The organism is Schlegelella aquatica (genome assembly GCF_026013905.1).
GTDB classification, from domain to species: domain Bacteria; phylum Pseudomonadota; class Gammaproteobacteria; order Burkholderiales; family Burkholderiaceae_C; genus Caldimonas; species Caldimonas aquatica.
Map to the genome: position 1 here is coordinate 2,543,109 of NZ_CP110257.1, position 16,910 is coordinate 2,560,018.

At 67.5% G+C, this 16,910-nt stretch carries 16 protein-coding genes; 3 read left to right on the plus strand and 13 right to left on the minus strand.

Annotated elements, in window-relative coordinates; all coding sequences use genetic code 11:
• Positions 1–129 precede the first annotated feature (129 nt).
• The 10 genes from OMP39_RS11550 to OMP39_RS11595 form a co-directional block, all read right to left on the minus strand.
• A complete protein-coding gene (locus OMP39_RS11550) occupies positions 130–843 on the minus strand; it encodes a transposase (protein WP_264891873.1) in 714 nt (237 codons plus the stop codon).
• Between the two features lie 59 nt (positions 844–902).
• Positions 903–2,012 carry a deoxyguanosinetriphosphate triphosphohydrolase gene (locus OMP39_RS11555; protein WP_264891874.1) on the minus strand — a complete coding sequence of 370 codons (1,110 nt, stop codon included), beginning with the start codon at positions 2,010–2,012 and terminating at the stop codon, positions 903–905.
• A 5-nt stretch (positions 2,013–2,017) separates the two neighbouring features.
• The gene (aroB, locus tag OMP39_RS11560; protein ID WP_264891875.1) at positions 2,018–3,133 is read right to left on the minus strand and encodes a 3-dehydroquinate synthase; all 1,116 of its coding nucleotides are present in this window, start codon (positions 3,131–3,133) and stop codon (positions 2,018–2,020) included.
• A gap of 176 nt (positions 3,134–3,309) precedes the next feature.
• Positions 3,310–3,867, minus strand: coding sequence for a shikimate kinase (locus OMP39_RS11565; protein WP_264894547.1), 558 nt, complete (start codon positions 3,865–3,867; stop codon positions 3,310–3,312).
• 51 nt (positions 3,868–3,918) lie between these two features.
• Complete coding sequence (locus OMP39_RS11570) at positions 3,919–4,812, minus strand: Ig-like domain-containing protein (protein WP_264891876.1); 894 nt, start codon at positions 4,810–4,812, stop codon at positions 3,919–3,921.
• A gap of 255 nt (positions 4,813–5,067) precedes the next feature.
• The gene (locus tag OMP39_RS11575; RefSeq protein WP_425340629.1) at positions 5,068–7,230 is read right to left on the minus strand and encodes a type IV pilus secretin PilQ; all 2,163 of its coding nucleotides are present in this window, start codon (positions 7,228–7,230) and stop codon (positions 5,068–5,070) included.
• A complete protein-coding gene (locus OMP39_RS11580) occupies positions 7,227–7,760 on the minus strand; it encodes a pilus assembly protein PilP (RefSeq protein ID WP_395142539.1) in 534 nt (177 codons plus the stop codon). The genes OMP39_RS11575 and OMP39_RS11580 overlap by 4 nt, the downstream gene beginning before the upstream one ends.
• A 2-nt stretch (positions 7,761–7,762) precedes the next feature.
• On the minus strand, positions 7,763–8,473 hold the full coding sequence (locus tag OMP39_RS11585) for a type IV pilus inner membrane component PilO (RefSeq protein ID WP_264891878.1): 711 nt from the start codon (positions 8,471–8,473) through the stop codon (positions 7,763–7,765).
• A gap of 12 nt (positions 8,474–8,485) precedes the next feature.
• Entirely contained in the window at positions 8,486–9,109 is a 624-nt protein-coding gene (locus OMP39_RS11590; protein WP_264891879.1) for a PilN domain-containing protein, read from the minus strand.
• Positions 9,106–10,185: a pilus assembly protein PilM gene (locus OMP39_RS11595; RefSeq protein ID WP_264891880.1), complete on the minus strand. Its 1,080-nt coding sequence runs from the start codon at positions 10,183–10,185 to the stop codon at positions 9,106–9,108. The genes OMP39_RS11590 and OMP39_RS11595 overlap by 4 nt, the downstream gene beginning before the upstream one ends.
• A 258-nt stretch (positions 10,186–10,443) precedes the next feature.
• Here OMP39_RS11595 and OMP39_RS11600 point away from each other — a divergent pair, with 258 nt between their 5' ends.
• On the plus strand, positions 10,444–12,801 hold the full coding sequence (locus OMP39_RS11600) for a penicillin-binding protein 1A (RefSeq protein ID WP_425340630.1): 2,358 nt from the start codon (positions 10,444–10,446) through the stop codon (positions 12,799–12,801).
• An 85-nt stretch (positions 12,802–12,886) separates the two neighbouring features.
• Here the strand turns inward: OMP39_RS11600 and cyaY are convergent, their stop codons facing one another.
• Positions 12,887–13,243 (minus strand): iron donor protein CyaY, encoded by a 357-nt coding sequence (gene cyaY / locus OMP39_RS11605; RefSeq protein ID WP_264891881.1) that lies wholly within the window; start codon positions 13,241–13,243, stop codon positions 12,887–12,889.
• Positions 13,244–13,268: 25 nt separating this feature from the next.
• On the opposite strand from cyaY, the gene lptM reads away from it, so the two are divergent.
• Together lptM and lysA are read left to right on the plus strand one after the other, a co-directional pair.
• Positions 13,269–13,454 carry an LPS translocon maturation chaperone LptM gene (gene lptM, locus OMP39_RS11610; RefSeq protein WP_264891882.1) on the plus strand — a complete coding sequence of 62 codons (186 nt, stop codon included), beginning with the start codon at positions 13,269–13,271 and terminating at the stop codon, positions 13,452–13,454.
• Positions 13,451–14,725 carry a diaminopimelate decarboxylase gene (gene lysA, locus OMP39_RS11615; RefSeq protein WP_264891883.1) on the plus strand — a complete coding sequence of 425 codons (1,275 nt, stop codon included), beginning with the start codon at positions 13,451–13,453 and terminating at the stop codon, positions 14,723–14,725. Before lptM ends, lysA begins: the two co-directional genes overlap by 4 nt.
• A 57-nt stretch (positions 14,726–14,782) precedes the next feature.
• Here the strand turns inward: lysA and OMP39_RS11620 are convergent, their stop codons facing one another.
• Both OMP39_RS11620 and xerC read right to left on the minus strand, forming a co-directional pair.
• Positions 14,783–15,964, minus strand: a complete 1,182-nt coding sequence (locus tag OMP39_RS11620) for a class I SAM-dependent rRNA methyltransferase (RefSeq protein ID WP_264891884.1) — start codon at positions 15,962–15,964, stop codon at positions 14,783–14,785.
• 15 nt (positions 15,965–15,979) lie between these two features.
• Positions 15,980–16,900, minus strand: coding sequence for a tyrosine recombinase XerC (gene xerC, locus OMP39_RS11625; RefSeq protein WP_264891885.1), 921 nt, complete (start codon positions 16,898–16,900; stop codon positions 15,980–15,982).
• Positions 16,901–16,910: the final 10 nt, after the last annotated feature.

Consider the following 16,910-nt stretch of genomic DNA (forward strand, 5'->3'; position numbering starts at 1 on the left):
ATTACGCGAGGATAGCCGCTGACTCCACCGCGTCAACAATTATTAATTGGGGTCAGACACTCCTTTGTTTTCGGCACCATCTCTGTGCGTGAACAAATAGGGACACGTTGACTTCGGGCGGTCCGCCGTCTAGCGGGACGGCTGTCCTGGTGCCTCGCCGGCTTGCTTGCGTGGCCGGCCCCGCGGTCGCGGCTGGGCCCGCCGCTCGGTGGTGCGCTCCACCTCGGCGACGAAGGCTGCGCTTCCCCAGGCCCACCCTTTGAGCGCACAGGACTCCAACGCCTCTGCCTCGGCCCCGGACACCCCTTCCTCCAGGCGGCGCGCGTAGGCCGCCTCGCGGTCGAAAGGCGTGTTGCCCAGGGCCCAGAACGGGGCGGCGTCATGGATGAGGGTGTCGTGCCGGCGGCCGAGGTGGTGGGCGAGACTGCTCCAGCGCCAGGCGTCGATTTGGCCGACCAGCCCTCTGCGCTGCGGAAGGGTTTCCACCGCCAGCATGGCCGTCACCAAGCGCGCCGGCTCCACCACCCCCGCTCGAAACCGGCCGTCCCACAAGGTGCCGGTGCGCGCGTGCCGGCGGTTGAAGGCGGCGGCGTAGCGCCGCCCCACGGCTTGCATCGTCCGGCTCAAGCCATCGGGCTGGCTGGGCGTGAGCAGCATCCACACCTCCCCCGGCAGGAGCACGTAGGCATGGAGGGCCGTGCGCAGGGGGAGCACCGCCTCGCGCAGGGCGGTCAGGTAGAGACGGTAGTCCTCTTCGTCGAGGAAGACGGGCTGCCGGTTGTGCCCCCGCTGCACGACGGCGTGGGGCAGGCCGGGCGCGGCCAAGCGGGCAAGTCGGGCCATGGGATGAGAAAATGTTTTCTGACCCCATTATGCCGGGTGAGTGCCGCGCGCTGAGGCTCTCAGAACAGGCGCAGGCCGGTCAGGCGCTCGTGCTCCCGGATTGCGAACCGGTCGGTCATGCCCGCGATGTAGTCGGCGATGGCGCGCGGCAAGTCCTCGGCGGCCGCATAGTCCGGGGGCATTTGGGACGGATCGTCCCGGTAGGCGGCGAAGAGCTCCCGGACCACACGTTGCCCGCGGCCGGTCGTTTCGACGACCTGCGGGTGGCGGTAGAGATGGGTCCGGAGGAACCGCTTCAGCACCTGGAGTTCGGCCGCCATCGGGTGCGAGAACCGTACCAGCGGAGGGCAGCGGCGCGCCGCGTCCGCCGAGCCGGGCTGGTGTTCGGCCAGGGCCGCCCGGGTGGCGTCGATCACGTCGTAGACCTGCCCGGAAAGCATCCGTCGGATGGTTTCGAACAGCAGCCGTCGCCCTCCCAGCCCCGGATGCTCGCGCAGCGCGTCATCCCGGTAGCGCACGAAAATCGGCACCGCCTCCAGTTGCTCCATCGTCAGCAGCCCCGAACGCACACCGTCGTCCACGTCGTGCGCGTTGTAGGCGATCTCGTCCGCGAGGTTGCACAGCTGGGCCTCCAGGCTCGGCTGCGCGCGCTCCAGAAAGCGCCGGCCCACGTCGCCCAGGCGCTGCGCGTCCGCGCGCGAGCAGTGCTTGAGGATTCCCTCCCGCGTCTCGAACGTCAGGTTCAGCCCGTTGAATGCGGGATAGCGCTCCTCGAGTTCGTCCACCACCCGCAGGCTCTGCAGGTTGTGCTCGAAGCCCCCGTACTCACGCATGCACTGGTGCAACGCGTCCTGACCGGCGTGTCCGAACGGCGTGTGCCCGAGGTCATGGGCCAGGGCGATGGCTTCCACCAGGTCCTCGTGCAGACCCAATGAGCGCGCAATGGAGCGCGCCAGTTGCGCCACCTCCAGCGAATGCGTCAAGCGCGTGCGAAACAGGTCGCCCTCGTGGTTGAGGAACACCTGCGTCTTGTACACGAGACGTCGGAATGCCGTGCTGTGCACGATGCGGTCGCGATCGCGCTGGTACTCGTTGCGCGTCGGGGCCGGGGCCTCGGGATACCGGCGCCCCCGGCTCGCACTCGGGTCGCTGGCGTAGGGCGCAAGCATGGGCGTCAACCCGTGTGGGCCTCGATCACCTCGGCGACCACCTCGTCCGGCGCGGCGCGCACACCGGCGCGACCGAGGGCCTCGATCACCACGAACCGGATCTCGCCGCCTTCGGCCTTCTTGTCCACGCGCATGAGATCGAGGTAGCGGTCCGTCCCCAGCTTGGGGCCCCGCACCGGCAGGCGCGCGCGTTCCACCAGCCGCACCATCCGCTGGAGGAATGACGGCGGCATGAGCCCGAGCCGCACCGACAGATCGCTCGCCATGACCATGCCGCAGCCCACGGCCTCGCCGTGCAACCACTCCCCGTACCCGAGGCCCGCCTCGATGGCATGTCCGAAGGTATGGCCGAAGTTGAGGATCGCCCGCAGCCCGCCTTCACGCTCGTCCTGCCCCACCACCCAGGCCTTGATCTCGCACGAGCGGCGCACGGCATGCGCCAGAGCCTCTTTGTCCATCGCAAGCAGCGCGTCCAGATGGGCTTCGACCCAATCCAGGAACGCCGCGTCCGCGATAGGACCGTACTTGATCACCTCCGCAAGCCCGGCCGAGAGTTCCCGCGCCGCAAGCGTATCGAGCGTGTCGAGATCGGCCACCACCTGAACCGGCTGGTAGAAGGCACCGATCATGTTCTTGCCCCGGGGGTGGTTGATGGCCGTCTTGCCACCCACGGACGAATCCACCTGCGCCAGCAGCGTCGTGGGTACCTGCACGAACGGCACACCGCGCATGTAGCACGCGGCTGCGAATCCGGTGAGGTCGCCGATCACTCCGCCGCCCAGGGCGAACAGCACCGTCTTGCGGTCGCATCCAGCGGCGAGCAGCCCGTCGAACACCCGGTTGAGCGACTCCCAGGTCTTGTACGCTTCGCCGTCCGGCAGACTCACCTGCAGCACCCGCCGGAAACGCGTGCCGAGGGCATGAGCGAGGCGCTCCGCATACAAGGGGCCGACCGTTTCGTTCGTCACGATGACGGCCGAATGCGCCTGAGGCACCGTTGCCCAGACGGACGGGGCACCCAACAGGCCCGGGCCGATGTGGATGTCGTAGCTGCGATCGCCCAGCGCGATGTGAACGGTGCCCGCCTCCGAGGGGCGGGCCGTGGAAGCGAGGAGACTCATGAGCCAAGTGTAACGGGGCCCCGTGGCCCCTCGGAACGTTCCCGGGGATGGGCCGTGCGAAGCGACCCCGCCTTGCTTCGCCAGGGCCCCCGGTCCCCCCGCGAGGCCGGGACGGGCGGCGCAAGGCAAAGCCGAACTGGCGTCCCGGAGCAAGGAGCAGCCCGGGCATCGGCCGCTCACCGCGGCAGGACGACGGACGACGGCACCCGCCGCGCATCGAGGATGCCGGCCAGTTCCAGTTGCATCAGGATCATGTTGACCAGCGTCGTGACCGAAGGTCGCCCGGTCTCGATGATGAAATGCGCCGTCTCTCGATACAAAGGATCGCGCTGCGCGTACAACTCGCGCAGCTTCGCCAGCGGATTGGCGACTTGCAGCAGGGGGCGCTGCGTGTCATGACGAAGACGGCGGAAGAGCTCCTCGGGAGAGGACTGCAAATAGAAGACGGTGGAGCCTTGGCGAAGGATCTGCCGATTCACAGCACGGAGCACGGCCCCTCCCCCCGTCGAGACGACGGCATTTCCGCCATCGCGCATGACCTCGCCCAGCACCTGAGACTCCACATCTCGGAAGGACTCCTCGCCATGCGCCTCGAAGTAGGACTTGATCGTCTGGCGCAACCGGCGTTCGATGAGCGCGTCGGTGTCAACGAGGGGGAAGCCGAGCCGACGGGCGAGCTGGCGTCCGACGGTCGACTTCCCGCTGCCCGGCATGCCAACGAGAGTTAGCACCATCGCGCCTGGCTGGGAAGTCACGCGCCCTCCGTAGGCCGAAAGAACCGACGCTCAGGGCAGGACAACGCCGGTGTTGGCCTCATAACTACCAAATTTGGCCACCACGGTGAGGCTCGCACCCGAACAGCCCGTGCCGCTTGGCGTCAACCGGTGGTAAGTGGGTCCCACGGCACCGACACTCACCTCAGCGGGTGAGACTTGGACCGTGCACCCCGTGGGGGCTCCCTGCACGCTCACCGTTGTGCCCGCCGGTGCAGCGGTGGGATTCGTTCCAAACTCCGAATACACGCGGACAAAGGTTCCGGGGTCGCCCGTTGGGGACGAGGCCGGAGCCACGCGAAGCGCCCGGGGGTCGGAAACGGGCAGCATCATCCAGGTTCGGATGAGCGTCTTGCCCCACTTGCCATCACAAGTATTCGGCTCGGAAAGAGGGATCGACTGCAGGTTCAGGTAGCTGCCATAGCCCGTGGGCGGATCGCAAGCCGCGGTCCCGAGCCCCATGGCACCGGTGAGCGACGTGCCGACATTCAGTTCGTCCACGCCGAATTCGTAAGCCAGGCTCTCGTTATCGTCTCGGAAGAGTCGCCCGCTGTCCCAGAAAGGCTCGCCCGCATCGTAACGGCCGTTGCCATTGAGATCCACGTAAGCCTCTTCTCCCTCGAGCCATGCAAGGATGGAAACATAGCCGTCCGCAGGGCGGCGGTTCTGCGTACTGAACGTGACGCTGCACTGAGAAATCGTCGAACCGTTCACCGTCACCCCCGTGAGCTGGCACGATTTCTGGATCTGCCCGCCCTCGGTGGAGAACTGGACAACGGTCCCTTCTGGGACCGGGTTCCCGGCCGTGTCCGTCACCCTGACCGACACCGTGGTCTGAGCCCCGTCTTGAGACCAGTCCAGCGCGTACTTCTCCGCCGAGATAGAGATGGACTTCTGGCTCGGCACACCCGTGCTGACGTCGGAGACAGCACCTCCCCCGCCTCCGGTTGAGCCACCTCCTGCAGAGCCTCCCCCGGACGACCCGCTTCCGTCACCGAAGATCGGCGCGCCAGCACTGCCCCCGCCTCCTCCGCATGCCGCGAGAATGGCAAGCGTCAACACCGCTAGGCAGGCACGAAACCGTTTCATTGACCCTCTCCCTCAGCAAAACTACAACCGACCGTTCTCAAACTTCGTTTGCGATCCGCGGCACGTATTCGCTCAGCGCGCCGCCGTCCGCTCCGAGATCACGCGCGGCGTCAGGAACACCAGCAACTCGGTTTTGTCCGCAACCTTGCCGCGCGTCTTGAAGAGGTGGCCAAGCACCGGGACGTCGCCGAGCAGGGGGACCTTGGAGACCTCGTCTCGGTCGACCTGCTCGAAGATGCCGCCGATCACCACCGTGCCGCCGTTCTCCACCAGTACCTGGGTCTTCACGTGCTTGGTGTTGATCGCGATGCCCGCAGGCGTGGTCTCGCCCCGGCTGTCCTTGTTGATGTCCACGTCGAGGATGATGTTCCCCTCCGGCGTGATCTGCGGCGTGACCTCGAGCTTGAGGTTGGCCTTGCGGAAGGCGATGGCCGTCGCCCCGCTGGACGTGGCCGTCTGGTACGGGTACTCGGTGCCCTGCTCGATCAGCGCCTTGACCTGGTCAGCGGTGATGACGCGCGGGCTCGAGACGATACGGCCCTTCCCTTCGGCCTCGAGAGCGGACAGCTCGAGGTTCAGGAACCGGTTGGCCGTGGAGCTGAACAGCGACAGCGCGAACGATGCCGGGTTGCGGCCGCTGATGTTGTTGGCCGGCAGGTTCACGAAGTAGGTGTTGGGGATGTAGCTCTCCTCGGTGAGCTCGGCCTGACGCGTCTGCTCGCCGACCCCGAGGTAATTGCCGGTCACCGCGACACGGTTGCTGCCGCCCACGCCCCATCCCGGCGTGCCGCCGCGCAGACCGCGAAGGTCGGAAGCCCCGAGCTTCACGCCGAGCTGTCGCCCGAAGGTGTCGGCCGCCTCGACGATGCGCGCCTCGATCATCACCTGGCGCACGGGAATGTCGATCTTCGCGATGAGCTGCTGGATCTCCTCCAGCTTGGACGGGATATCCGTCACGAAGATCTGGTTGGTGCGCGTCTCGAAGATCACGGAGCCGCGCGGCGTGAGGATGGGCTTCGCATTGCTGGTGGACGAGCCCGCCCCCATCGTCTGCCCCATGAGGCCCTTCGCGACCTCCTCCGCCTTCGTGTAGTTGAGCTGGAACGATTGCGTGCGCAGCGGCTCGAGCTGGGCCACCTGCGCCTTGGCTTCGAGATCGAGCTTCTCCTTCGCCGTGATCTCGTCCTTCGGAGCGATCCACAGCACGTTGCCCGACTTGCGCATGCCCAGGCCCTTGGCCTGCAGGATGATGTCCAGCGCCTGATCCCACGGCACGTCCTTCAAGCGCAGCGTCACGTTACCCGTCACCGAGTCGCTGGTCACGATGTTGAAGTCGGTGAAGTCGGCGATCACCTGCAGCAGAGAGCGGACCTCGATGTTCTGGAAGTTGAGCGAGAGCTTCTCGCCCTGGTAGCCGGGGCCCTGCACCAGCTTGTTCGGGTCTTGCTTCTGCGGGCGCACCTCCAGCACGAACTGCGTATCGCTCTGGTAGGCACTGTGCTCCCAATTGCCGCGGGGCTCGACCACCATGCGCACCCGGTCACCCACCTGGGAGGTGGTGATCGTCTGCACGGGGGTGCCGAAGTCCGTCACGTCGAGACGGCGGCGCAGTGGCTCGGGCAGCGTGGACCGCAGAAACTCGACCACCAGGCTCTTGCCTTGCTGGCGGATGTCCACGCCGACCTGGTTGTTCGGCAGTTCGACGACCACGCGTCCGGCCTCGTCCTGGCCGCGGCGGAAATCGATGTCGCGCAGGGCGAGCGGGGTGCGGTTGAGGCTCTCGGCGAAATGCACGGGCTCGCTGGGGCTCGGCGTGGCGGCGGCTTGCGCGGACGGCTGCAAGACCAGCAGCAGCGCGTTGCCCTGGAGCTGTGCCGTGTAGTTGGCCGGCTGCTTGAGATTGAGCACCAGACGGGTCCGGCCACCGGCCTGGGCGACGTTCACCGAGCGCAGATTGCCCTGGTTGATCTCCACCGAGGAGCGGCCGAGCGCGTTGTCCACGCCTTGCAGGTCGATCGCGATGCGCGGGGGCGTCTGCACCGTGAAGCCCGACGGCACGGCAGCCAGCGGCTGGGCCAGTTCGATGCGGACCACCTCGGAGCCGGCCTGCTGGGTGCTGTTGATGGACTGGATCGCGTTTTGCGCCCAGGCGACGAGCGGTGCGACGAAGATCGACAGGCCGAGCGCGGCGGTTCTCATGGTGTTCATCATCGTGTTCTCATGCATGCTCTTCATCGCGCTTTCTCCTGAAGCTGCAGGCTGGTCATGCGCTCGATCCATTCGCCCGCAGCGTCCTGCACGATTTCGCGGAGGGTGATTTCCGTCTCGGTGATCTTGGTGACCCGGCCGTAGTTCTGTCCGACGTAGTCGCCCACCTTCACCTGGTAGAGCAGGTTGTCGACTTTGAGCAATGCGTACTGGCGCCCTTGCTTTTGCAGGCTGCCGACCATGCTCATGCTGTCGAGCGGGTAGGCCTCCAGCGGCTCCTTGCGCCGGTTGATCTCCGCGGCCAGCAGCGAATTGGGCTGGCGCGCCTCCTGCTTGAGCGCGACGGTGAGCTTCTGGGTGCTGAAGGGGTCGACATTACCCGCCGCGACATAGGGCTGCGGGTCGAACTTCTTGGGAGGGTCGAGCGGCTTGACGCTTGGCCGCACCTCGCGCTTTTGCTGCTCCATCCAGGCTTGGAGCTCGTCGATGTCGCTGCCGCAGCCGGCGAGGCCGAGCAGCGTGACGAGCATGGCGGCGGCCACCGGCCGCGTCGTCATCCTCATTTATTGCCTCCGCTCTTGGCCTTGTCCTTCTGTGCGGCAGCCTTCTGCGCGTCGCGTTCCGTCTGGTCCAGGTAGCGGTACGTGCGGGCCGTCGCCTCCATCACCAGGGAGCCGCTGCTCGCCGCGGCGGCGTTGTTGCCCTCCCGAGGCACCGTGATCGTCAGCCCGTGCAGCGTGACGATGCGCGAGAGGTTGGCGATGTCCGCGGCGAATGCACCCATGTCGTGGTAGCGCCCCGAGACCTTGATCGCGATGGGCAGTTCGGCGTAGTAGTCCTTGACCACCACCTGACCCGGACGGAACAGCTCGAACTGGAGCCCGCGGCCGATGCCTGCCTGGTTGATGTCGGACAGCAGCGCGTCCATCTCGGCCTTGCCGGGCAGCTGCTTCTCGAGCTGGGTCACGTACTCCTGCACCTGCTGGCGCTGCTTGCGCAGCTCTCCGAGGTTGATCGCCTGCGCCAGCTTGCTGCGGTACTCGTCCTTCAGCGCGGGCTCGCGCTGCCGTTCGGACTCCAGGTTGTCGGCTTCGGCAGACAGCACGAGGAACCAACCCAGCACGACGACGAAGATCGCCGTGGCAAGCCAGGCGGCGGCCCGGGGCAAGACCGGCCACTGGCCCGGTTCGTTCGGGTCCAGGCCACGGAACTGCGAGGCGATCTCGTCCGACAGTTCGCTCAGATTCACGTTGAGGGAGCCCTTAGCCATGCACCCACTCCATCACGATTGCCGCGCCGGCGCACCGGCCTCGCGCACCTTGCCGGCCGGGGCCTGGGGCTCCTGCTGGGGCCGCTTGACCGACACGCGCATCGAGAACTCGAAGAGGCGCTTCGTCTCTCGCGCCCCCGTCTGCACGTTGGCCGCCTTGATCTCGACCAGTTCGGGGCGCTCCAGCCACTCCGAGTGGTAGGCCGTGTTGCGCAGCAGCTCCGACACCCGCTCGTTCGTCTGCGCGACGCCCACCAGCATCACCGACCCCGCGTCCTGGCGGATCTCGCGCAGGTAGACGCCCTCCGGCGTCTGCTTGACCAACTCGTTGAACAGGTGCACGGGGACGTTGCGGTCGGTCTGCAGGTCCTCGACCGCGCGCTGCCGGGCCTTCAACAGGTCGATCTCGGCGCGCAGGTTGGCGATGTCCTTGATCTCCTCGTCGAGCTTGCGGATCTCGGCACTCAAGTAGGCGTTGCGCTCCTGCTGGTTGGCGATCTGCTGCTGGAGGACGAGATACCAGGCGCCGACAACGGCCAGCCCGCCGACGGCGGACAACCCAAGCGCCATGAAGAACGCCTGCTTGCGGCGGCGCCGCTTTTCTTCCCGGTGGGGAAGCAGGTTGATCAGGATCATTGCAGGAATCTCCGCATCGCCAACCCGCAGGCGGTGAGGTACGAAGGCGCTTCGCGGCGCAGCTTGCTCTCGCGCACGCTCGAGCCGAGCTTCATGCCTTCGAAGGGATTGACGATCATCGAGGCGAAGCCCGTCAGCTCGGTCACGCGCTCCTTGAGCCCCGGCAGGGCAGCGCTGCCGCCCGCGAGCATCACGTAATGCACCTTGTGGTGCGGCGTGCTGGTGAAGAAGAACTGGAGCGCACGCCCGACCTCCTGTGCGAGGCTGTCGACGAAGGGAACGAGCAGGGACTGCTCGTAGTCCTCGGGCAGGTCGCCGGACAGCTTCTTCTGCTCGGCCTCCTCGAAGGAGAAGCCGTACTGCCGGGAGATGAGCTGGGTGAGCTGCGCGCCGCCGAAAGCCTGGTCACGGTCGTAGAGCAGTTCGTCGTCCCGCAACACCTTGAGGCTGGTCGTCTCGGCTCCGATCTCGAAGAGAGCGACCAGAGAATCCTTTCCACCGCTGGGAAGGTTGGCGACCAGACGTCCGACCGCCAGACGGGAGGCGTGGGATTCGATGTCCAGCACGACCGGCTTCAGGCCGGCCGCCTCGGCCAGCCCCTGGCGATCCTGGACCCGGTCCTTCCGGGAGGCCGCGATGAGGACCTCGACGTCGCCCGGGGAATTGGGACTCGGCCCGATGACGCAGAAGTCCAGACTCACTTCGTCCAGGGAGAAGGGGATGTACTGGTTGGCCTCGGTCTCGACCTGGACCTCCAGCTCCTCTTCGCGCAGCCCGGCAGGCAGTATGATTTTCTTGGTGATGACGGCCGACTGCGGCATCGCCATCGCGACGTGCTTGGTGCGGGTGCCGCTCTTGACGACCACCCGACGCACGGCGTCGGCCACCTCGTCGAACTTCTCGATCTGCCCGTCGACGATCCAGCCCTTTTCGAACGGCTCGGATGCAAACCGCTCGACCACATACTCGCCAGCGGAGTTCTGATTGAGCTCGACCAGCTTGGCGCTGGACGAGCTGATGTCGAGCCCGAGCAGCGGCGCGTGCTGTCGGCCGAACAAAGCATCAAGGAAGCCCACACCGTCCCCCACGCGCAAAGAAGTGCGCCGGATTGTTAATAAGTTACTTCAATGCTAGCAGTAAGCCCCTTGTGCAACAAAGATTTTTTCACGGTTTGGGCGTTTGTTTCGGCGGCTGTGACGCGCTTAAAACACGGCGATCAGGGGTGACCCTGACGGCTCGGCGCAATTCGAAACAGGACGTTTCAAACCCGGCCGGCGGGCGCCCGGACGGGGGAATCGGGCTTCCTATAATCCACTCCTATTCCTGGGAATCTCATGTCTGAATCCGAGCGTCCCGCGCGAGCGCGCTCCGCGGGCTCCGCGTCCTCTTGGACGCGTGCTGCAGGCCGGGCGGTGGGCTGGCTCTTCGGCTTGGCCCTGGCCGGGGCGTTGTCCGCCTTCATGCTCGTCGCCATCGCGCTGGCGGTGGCGTATCCCAACTTGCCTGAGCTCGACGGCTTGATGGACTACCGTCCGAAGCAGCCGATGCGGGTGTATGCCGCCGACGGTGAGCTGATCGGCGAGTTCGGCGAGGAGCGGCGGCGGTTCGTGCCGATCGAACAGATCCCCAAGGTGATGCAGCAGGCGGTGCTTGCCATCGAGGACGCGCGCTTCTACGAGCACCGCGGCGTGGACTACGTGGGGATCATCCGCGCCGGCTTGGCCAACGTGGGCGAGGCCCGCAGCCAGGGCGCCTCGACGATCACGATGCAGGTCGCTCGCAACTTCTACCTGTCGAGCGAGAAGACCTTCACGCGCAAGATCTACGAGATCTTGCTCGCGCTCAAGATCGAGAGCTTGCTGTCCAAGGATCAGATCCTCGAGCTGTACATGAATCAGATCTACCTCGGCCAGCGGGCTTACGGCTTTGCCGCGGCGAGCGAGATCTACTTCGGCAAGCCCCTAAAGGAGATCTCCATTGCCGAGGCCGCCATGCTGGCGGGGCTCCCCAAAGCGCCTTCGGCCTACAACCCGATCGTCAACCCCAAGCGGGCGCAGATCCGCCAGCAGTACATCCTCGACCGGATGTTGGACAACGGGTTCATCACGCCGCAACAGCACGCGCAGGCGAAAGCCCAGGTGCTGCACTACCGGCGCAACACGCCCGTGCCGGTGCACGCCGAGTACATCGCCGAGACGGCGCGCCAGCTGGTCTACAACCAGTACGGCGAGGACGCCTATACCCGGGGCTTGAACGTCTACACCACCGTCCAGTCCGACGAGCAGATGGTCGCGTACCGTGCGTTGCGCAAGGGCATCATGGACTACGAGCGGCGGCAGTTCTACCGCGGACCGGAGGCCTATATCGACCTGCCTAAGGACCCGGACGAGATCGACGCCCGCGTGGCCGAAGCCTTGGTGGACCACCCGGACAACGACGAGGTGCGGGCCGCGGTCGCGCTCGAAGTGAGCCCGAAGAAGGTCGTCGCCATGCTGCAAGACGGGCAGACGGTGACGATCACCGGCACCGGGCTGAAGCCGGCGCAGTCCGGCCTGAGCGAAAAGGCCAACCCGAAGGTGCAGATCCGCCGCGGCGCAGTGATCCGCGTCATCCGCATCGACAAGGACACTTGGGCCATCACTCAGCTGCCCGAGGTCGAGGGGGCCTTCGTTGCGCTCGACCCGCGCACGGGCGCCATCCGGGCCATGGTGGGGGGCTTCGACTACGCGAAGAACAAGTTCAACCACGTGACGCAGGCGTGGCGGCAGCCGGGCTCCAGCTTCAAGCCCTTCATCTACTCGGCTTCGCTGGAGAAGGGCTTCACCCCGGCCACCGTCATCAATGACGCACCCCTCTTCTTCGGTGCCGACACCACCGGCAGCCAGCCCTGGGAACCGAAGAACTACGACGGCACCTTCGACGGGCCGATGTCGCTGCGCCGGGCGCTGGCCAAGTCGAAGAACATGGTGTCGATCCGCCTGCTGCAGGCCATCGGGCCCAATTACGCGCAGGAGTGGATCACGCGCTTCGGCTTCGAGGCCGACAAGCACCCCGCCTATCTGACCATGGCGCTCGGGGCGGGCTCCGTGACGCCGCTGCAGATGGCCTCGGCCTATGCGGTGTTCGCGAACGGGGGCTACCGCGTGGCGCCTTATCTCATCACCCGCATCACCGATGCGCGCGGCCAGGTGCTCACGCAGCGCGAGGCTCGCATGCCGGACGAGTCGATGCGCGCCATCGACGCGCGCAACGCCTTCGTGATGAGCAGCCTCTTGCAGGAGATCACCCGCTCAGGCACCGCGGCGAAGGCCCAGGCCACGTTGAAGCGGCCCGACCTCTACGGCAAGACGGGCACGACCAACGACTCGATGGATGCGTGGTTCGCAGGCTATCAGCCCAATGTGGTGGGCGTGGTGTGGATCGGCTACGACACCCCGCGCAAGCTGGGCGACCGCGAGACGGGTGGCGGCCTGGCCCTGCCGGTGTGGATCGACTACATGCAGCAGGCGCTCAAGGGCGTGCCGGTCCAGGAGTACACCCCGCCCGAGGGCGTCGTGAACCTGGGCGGCGAGTGGTTCTACGAGGAGTTCACCCGCGGCGCGGGCGTCGCGAGCCTGGGGTTGGAGGACAAGGTGCCGGCCACTCCCAGCGAAGACGAGCGCCGCAGCATCCTCGATCTGTTCAAGAACTGACCGCGGCCGGGCGCCGCGCTGGCCGGGGCGCGAAGGCCCGGGCTGCGAAGGCAGGCAGGCGCGGGCGGCCTGGCTTGGCCCGCTCTCAGGCCGGCGCGCCGAACGCCACGCGCCGGCCCGCGTGCTCGCTCGCGCAGCGCGAGAGCACGTCGAAGAAGTCCTCGCCGGTGCGCGTGTCGCGCCAGCGCCCGTCGACGTACTTGTAGTGGTAGCCCCCGGAGCGCGCCGCCAGCCAGATCTCGTGCAGCGGCGGCTGGGTGTTGATCACGATCTTGCTGCGGTCCGGAAACGTCAGCTCCAGCAGCCCCCCGGTGCGGCTGGTGTCGATGTCCAGACCGTCTTGCTGCAGCAGCTCGTCGGCGCGTGCCTCGACGGCGGCCAGCACGGCCATCGCCTTGGCGTGGTACTCGCTGTCGCTCAAGGGAGTGGGGGTCAGTGTCATGGGTGGCACAACCTACAATCGCGGGATGCTGTCTCGCGCGTCGACGATTCTAGTCCTGGCTGCCACGACCCTTCTGGCCGTGGGCCTGGGCGGTTGCGGTCAGAAGGGCCCCTTGTACCTGCCATCGCCCGGGACTGCTGCTGCCTCCACCTCCTCGCCGCCTGCGCAGGCGGCGTCGGCCCCTGCCCCCGCACCCGCTGCCTCCCGATGACCTTGCCCGGATCGCCTTTCGTCGCCTACCGCGACGCAGCCTTGCACCTCGACGGGGTGCCCCTGGACGCGCTCGCCGACCGCTTCGGCACGCCGCTGTACGTGTACTCGCAGGCGGCCATGCTCGCGGCGCTTGCGCCCTATCAGCGTGCGCTGGCGGGCCGCAAGCACCTCGTGTGCTACGCCATGAAGGCGAATTCGAACCTCGCGGTGCTGCAGACCTTCGCGCAGGCCGGCTGCGGGTTCGACATCGTCTCGGGCGGCGAGCTCGAGCGCGTGCTGGCCGCCGGGGGCGATGCCGGGAAGGTGGTGTTCTCCGGAGTCGGCAAGACGCGCGGGGAAATGCGCCGGGCACTTGCGGCGGGCGTGCGCTGCTTCAACGTGGAGAGCGAAGCCGAATTGGAGGTGCTGTCGGAGGTGGCCGTCTCGCTCGGGCGCCGCGCGCCGGTGAGTCTGCGCGTGAATCCGGACGTGGACGCCAAGACCCACCCCTACATTTCCACCGGCCTCAAGGGCAACAAGTTCGGCATCGCGCACGACCGTGCGGTGGCGGCCTACCGTCGGGCCGCCGCGCTGCCGGGGCTGGAAGTGGTGGGCATCGACTGCCACATCGGCTCGCAGATCACGCAGACCTCGCCCTATCTGGACGCGCTGGAACGCGTGCTCGACCTGGTCGAGGAGGTCGAAGCCGCGGGTGTGCCGATTCACCATCTCGACCTCGGCGGCGGGCTGGGAATCCGCTACACCGATGAGGAGCCTCCGGGCGCGGACGCGATGATCGCCCAGTTGCTCGCCAGGATCGAGGCGCGCGGGCACGGTCACCGGGAGGTGATCTTCGAGCCGGGACGCTCCTTGGTGGGCAATGCCGGTGTGCTGGTGACCGAGGTGCTCTACCTCAAGCCGGGCGCGCAACGCAACTTCTGCATCGTGGACGCCGCGATGAACGACCTCATGCGACCGGCGATGTACGAGGCCTACATGGCAACCGCCGCATGCCGCCTGAGAGACGAAGCGCCCGTCCGCTACGACGTGGTGGGCCCGGTGTGCGAGTCGGGCGACTGGCTGGCCCGGGACCGCGACCTGGCAGTGCGTCAGGGGGACCGGCTCGCGATCCTGTCGGCCGGCGCCTACGGCATGAGCATGGCGAGCAACTACAACACGCGCGGCCGCCCCGCCGAGGTGATGATCGCCGACGGCCAAGCGCACCTGATCCGAGAGCGGGAAACGCCGGCCGAGCTCTTCCGCGGCGAACGTTTGCTGCCCACGCCATAGCGCCGCCCCGGGCGGGCGCCGCAGGGCCCGCCTCCCTCAGCGACCGGCGCGCCGACGTCAGCGCTTCAAGACGACCAGCCCCTTGAGGTACTCGCCTTCGGGGAAGTCGAGCGTCATGGGGTGGTCGCAGGCGGCGCCGAGCCGGGCATGGATGAAGCCGTCGACGCCCGCGTCGATGCCTGCGCCGGCCACGATCTTGTGGAACAGCTCGGTGCCGATGCCGCCGGAGCACGAGAAGGTGAACAAGAGGCCGCCGGGCTCGAGCAGCTTCAGGGCCAGGCGGTTGATGTCCTTGTAGGCCCGGGCGGCGCGCTCGGCGTGCGCGGCCGTCGGCGCGAACTTGGGCGGGTCCAGCACGATGGCGTCGAAGCGGCGGCCCTCTTTCAGAAGGCGCCGCAGGCTCTCGTTCACGTCGGCATCGAGCGCCTCGTGACGGGCGGCCTCGAAGCCGTTGAGCTCGACGTGCGCCTGGGCGCGGGCGAGCGCCGGAGCCGAGGAGTCGATGCTCGTGACCTGCCGGGCGCCACCCGCCAAGGCGGCGACGCTGAAGCCCCCCGTGTAGCAATAGCAGTTGAGCACTCTCTCAAGGCCGAAATGCCGCACCGTCTCGGCGAAGAACTTGCGGTTGTCGCGCTGGTCGAGATAGAAGCCCGTCTTGTGACCTTCGGCCACGTCCAGCGTCAGACGCCATTCGTGCTCGCGGATCGTCACCGTCGTCTCGCCGCCTCCGCGCAGCCAACCGGTCGCCGCAGGCAAGCCTTCGAGGGCGCGCACCCCCGAGTCCGACCGCTCGTACAGTCCCCGGGCCGCGGTCAACGTCATCAGCAGGTCGGCGATCACCGGCTTCCAGCGGTCCGTCCCGGCGGACAGGAACTGCGCGCTCAGGACGTCGCCATAGCGATCCACGATGAGCCCGGGCAGGCCGTCGGCCTCGCCGTGGACCAGGCGCACGCCATCGCTGGCGATCGGCATGCGCGCCCGCGCCGCGAGGGCCGCGCGCAAGCGCCGCTCGAAGAACGCGGCGTCGATGCGCTCGGCCTCCTCGAAGCTCCAGGCCCGAACACGGATCATCGAGGTGGGGCTGTACGCGGCCCAGGCCAGGAACCGCCCGTCGTGCGCGACGACGCGCACAGTCTCGCCGGGGTCGGCCTTGCCCTTGTCGATGCTGCCCTGGAACACCCAGGGATGCCGGCGCAGGAGCGAGCGCTCCTTGCCTTCGCGCAATGTGATGACTTTCATGAGAGGAACGTCGGTTCAGCGGGCCTTCTTCGCGCGGGGATGGGCGGCGTCGTAGACCTTGGCGAGATGCTGGAAGTCCAGCTTCGTGTAGACCTGTGTGGTGGCGATGCTGGCGTGCCCGAGCAGTTCTTGCACAGCCCGCAAGTCGCCGCTGGACTGCAGCAGGTGCGAGGCGAACGAGTGGCGCAGCATGTGCGGATGCACGTGGGTCGGCAAGCCGGCCTCGATGGCGCGGCGCTTCAGGCGCGCCCTCACCTGCTGGGGCGTGAGCCGCGTGCCGAGCCGGCCCAGAAACAGTGCGCGAGGGTCATCGCGCACGAAGCGGGGCCGCTCGGCGAGCCACGCTTGCAGGGCGCGCACGGCGGCACGGCCGATCGGCACGCTGCGGCGCTTGCTGCCCTTGCCCCACACGTGCGCCTCGGCGGCCTGCAGGTCGATCCAACCGCGGGCCTGCTCGCCGGGCGTCGCGTCCAGCGCCACCAGTTCGCCGATGCGCAGTCCGCAGCCGTACAGCAGTTCGACGATGCAGGCATCGCGCACTTCGAGCGCCGGGTCGTGGACCTCGGGGGCGCGATGGTCGGCCAAGCGCATGGACTGATCGACGGACAAGGCCTTGGGCAGCGGCTTGGGTGCCTTCGGTGCCCTCACGCCTTCCACCGGGTTCTGCGACACCCAGCCCTCGCGCCCCATCCACCGGTACAGCCCGCGCCAACTGCTCAGCACCCGTGCGATCGTGCGGCCCGAGCGGCCCTGGCCGTGCAAGGTGGCAGACCACCGGCGCACGTGGTGGATCTGCACCGCGTCGAGCGGCACTGCGTCGCGCCGGGCCAGCTCGTCCAGCGTGCTCAGATCGCGCGCGTAGGTCTGGAGGGTCAGCGCCGCCATGCGGCGCTGCACCCGCAGGTGCTCCAGGTAGGCCTCGATGCGCGCGTCCACAGGAGGAAGC

Excerpts from the sequence above, each read along its gene's own strand:
- OMP39_RS11600 (WP_425340630.1), top strand. The coding sequence starts at position 10,444 with ATGTCTGAATCCGAGCGTCCCGCGCGAGCGCGCTCCGCGGGCTCCGCG.
- OMP39_RS11585 (WP_264891878.1), bottom strand. The coding sequence starts at position 8,473 with ATGGCTAAGGGCTCCCTCAACGTGAATCTGAGCGAACTGTCGGACGAG.
- OMP39_RS11580 (WP_395142539.1), bottom strand. The coding sequence starts at position 7,760 with ATGACGACGCGGCCGGTGGCCGCCGCCATGCTCGTCACGCTGCTCGGC.
- OMP39_RS11575 (WP_425340629.1), bottom strand. The coding sequence starts at position 7,230 with ATGAAGAGCATGCATGAGAACACGATGATGAACACCATGAGAACCGCC.
- lysA (WP_264891883.1), top strand. The coding sequence starts at position 13,451 with ATGACCTTGCCCGGATCGCCTTTCGTCGCCTACCGCGACGCAGCCTTG.
- OMP39_RS11550 (WP_264891873.1), bottom strand. The coding sequence starts at position 843 with ATGGCCCGACTTGCCCGCTTGGCCGCGCCCGGCCTGCCCCACGCCGTC.
- OMP39_RS11555 (WP_264891874.1), bottom strand. The coding sequence starts at position 2,012 with ATGCTTGCGCCCTACGCCAGCGACCCGAGTGCGAGCCGGGGGCGCCGG.
- lptM (WP_264891882.1), top strand. The coding sequence starts at position 13,269 with ATGCTGTCTCGCGCGTCGACGATTCTAGTCCTGGCTGCCACGACCCTT.
- cyaY (WP_264891881.1), bottom strand. The coding sequence starts at position 13,243 with ATGACACTGACCCCCACTCCCTTGAGCGACAGCGAGTACCACGCCAAG.
- OMP39_RS11590 (WP_264891879.1), bottom strand. The coding sequence starts at position 9,109 with ATGATCCTGATCAACCTGCTTCCCCACCGGGAAGAAAAGCGGCGCCGC.
- aroB (WP_264891875.1), bottom strand. The coding sequence starts at position 3,133 with ATGAGTCTCCTCGCTTCCACGGCCCGCCCCTCGGAGGCGGGCACCGTT.
- OMP39_RS11620 (WP_264891884.1), bottom strand. The coding sequence starts at position 15,964 with ATGAAAGTCATCACATTGCGCGAAGGCAAGGAGCGCTCGCTCCTGCGC.
- OMP39_RS11565 (WP_264894547.1), bottom strand. The coding sequence starts at position 3,867 with ATGGTGCTAACTCTCGTTGGCATGCCGGGCAGCGGGAAGTCGACCGTC.